This is a genomic window from Stenotrophomonas sp. NPDC077421 (assembly GCF_049545505.1).
Taxonomy (GTDB): Bacteria; Pseudomonadota; Gammaproteobacteria; order Xanthomonadales; family Xanthomonadaceae; genus Stenotrophomonas; species Stenotrophomonas nematodicola.
Genome location: NZ_JBMWDP010000076.1, coordinates 1 through 2,538, shown reverse-complemented (window position 1 = coordinate 2,538; position 2,538 = coordinate 1). Strand labels below are relative to the sequence as shown.

At 65.6% G+C, this 2,538-nt stretch carries 1 protein-coding gene; it reads left to right on the top strand.

Annotated elements, in window-relative coordinates; translation table 11 throughout:
• Positions 1 to 2,538, top strand: a 2,538-nt coding sequence (gene carB, locus ACPEH1_RS20420; RefSeq protein WP_423716309.1) for a carbamoyl-phosphate synthase large subunit, incomplete at both ends; no start/stop codon positions are given.

Sequence of the window (2,538 nt, the reverse complement as noted above, 5' to 3'; positions counted from 1 at the left end):
CGATCTAACTGTCAGACGGTCGAAAAGATCATCGCCAAGGAAAAGCCCGACGCGCTGCTGCCGACGATGGGCGGCCAGACCGCGCTGAACTGCGCGCTGGACCTGGCCGACAATGGCGTGCTGGAGAAGTACAACGTCGAACTGATCGGCGCCAAGCGCGACGCGATCCGCATGGCCGAAGACCGCGAGCTGTTCCGCGTGGCGATGGGGGAAATCGGCCTGGAATGCCCGAAGGCGGCCGTCGCTCACACGCTGGAAGAAGCGATCGAGATCCAGACCCGCGTCGGCTACCCGACCATCATCCGCCCGAGCTTCACCCTGGGTGGCAGCGGTGGCGGTATCGCCTACAACCGCGAAGAGCTGGTCGACATCGTCACCCGCGGTCTGGAACTGTCGCCGACCACCGAGGTGCTGGTCGAGGAATCGGTGCTGGGCTGGAAGGAATTCGAGATGGAGGTGGTGCGTGACACCGCCGACAACTGCATCATCGTCTGCTCGATCGAGAACCTCGATCCGATGGGCGTGCACACCGGCGACTCGATCACCGTGGCCCCGGCGCAGACCCTGACCGACAAGGAATACCAGCGCCTGCGCGATGCCTCCATCGCCGTGCTGCGCAAGATCGGCGTGGACACCGGCGGCTCGAACGTGCAGTTCGGCATCAGCCCGACCACCGGCCGCGTGGTGGTGATCGAAATGAACCCGCGCGTGTCGCGTTCCTCGGCGCTGGCCTCCAAGGCCACCGGCTTCCCGATCGCCAAGGTCGCTGCCAAGCTGGCCGTGGGTTACACCCTGGATGAACTCCGCAACGAAATCACCGGCGGGCTCACCCCGGCCTCGTTCGAGCCGTCCATCGATTACGTCGTCACCAAGATCCCGCGCTTCGCGTTCGAGAAGTTCCCGGCCGCCGACGCCCGTCTGACCACCCAGATGAAGTCGGTGGGCGAGGTGATGGCGATGGGCCGCACCTTCCAGGAATCCCTGCAGAAGGCGCTGCGTGGCCTGGAAACCGGCAAGATCGGCCTGGACCCGACCGGCCTGGACCTGGCCAATGAAGACGACATCACCACGCTCAAGCGCGAACTGAAGGCTCCGGGCCCGGAGCGCCTGTTCTTCGTCGGTGACGCGTTCCGTGCCGGTTTCAGCGTCGAGGACGTCTTCGCGCTGTCGCACATCGACCCGTGGTTCCTGGATCAGATCGAAGAAATCATCCAGGCCGAAATCCAGCTCGCCGCCGATGGCATCGACGCGCTGGACGCCGCCCGTCTGCGCACGCTCAAGCGCGCCGGCTTCTCCGATGCCCGCCTGGCCGAGCTGACCGGCACCAACGAAGCCGCCGTGCGCGCGCTGCGCCGCGCCCACAAGGTGCGCCCGGTGTACAAGCGCGTGGACTCCTGCGCCGCCGAGTTCGCCACCAGCACCGCCTACCTGTACTCGACCTACGAGGACGAGTGCGAAGCGGCGCCGAGCAATCGCGACAAGATCATGATTCTGGGCGGCGGTCCGAACCGCATCGGCCAGGGCATCGAGTTCGACTACTGCTGCGTGCATGCGGCACTGGCGCTGCGCGATGATGGCTTTGAAACCATCATGGTCAACTGCAACCCGGAAACCGTCTCCACCGACTACGACACCTCCGACCGCCTGTACTTCGAGCCGCTGACGCTGGAAGACGTGCTGGAAATCGTCGAGCTGGAACAGCCCAAGGGCGTGATCGTGCAGTACGGCGGCCAGACCCCGCTGAAGCTGGCACGCGCGCTGGAAGCCAACGGTGTGCCGGTGATCGGCACCTCGCCGGACTCGATCGACCTCGCCGAAGACCGCGAGCGTTTCCAGCAGCTGGTCGACTCGCTCGGCCTGAAGCAGCCGCCGAACCGCATCGCGCGCAACGACCAGGAAGCCCTGCTGCTGGCCCGTGAGATCGGCTACCCGCTGGTGGTGCGCCCGAGCTACGTGCTGGGCGGCCGCGCGATGGAAATCGTGTACGGCGAATCCGACCTGGCGCGCTACGTGCGCGATGCGGTCAAGGTGTCCAACGACTCGCCGGTGCTGCTGGATCGTTTCCTCGACAACGCCGTGGAAGTGGATGTGGACATCATTGCCGACAAGGACGGCAACGTGCTGATCGGCGGCGTGATGGAGCACATCGAGGAAGCCGGTGTGCATTCGGGTGACTCGTCCTGCTCGCTGCCGCCGTACTCGCTGTCGGCCGAGACCCAGGCCGAGCTGCGCCGTCAGGTGGTCGAGCTGGCCAAGGCCCTGAACGTGGTCGGCCTGATGAACACCCAGTTCGCCATCCAGGTCGGCGACGATGGCAATGACATCGTCTACCTGCTGGAAGTGAACCCGCGTGCCTCGCGCACCGTGCCGTTCGTGTCCAAGGCCACCGGCATGGCGCTGGCCAAGATCGCCGCCCGCTGCATGGCCGGCAAGACCCTGGCCGAGCAGGGCGCGACCAAGGAAATCGTGCCGGACTATTACTCGGTCAAGGAAGCGATCTTCCCGTTCGCCAAGTTCCAGGGGGTCGACCCGATCCTC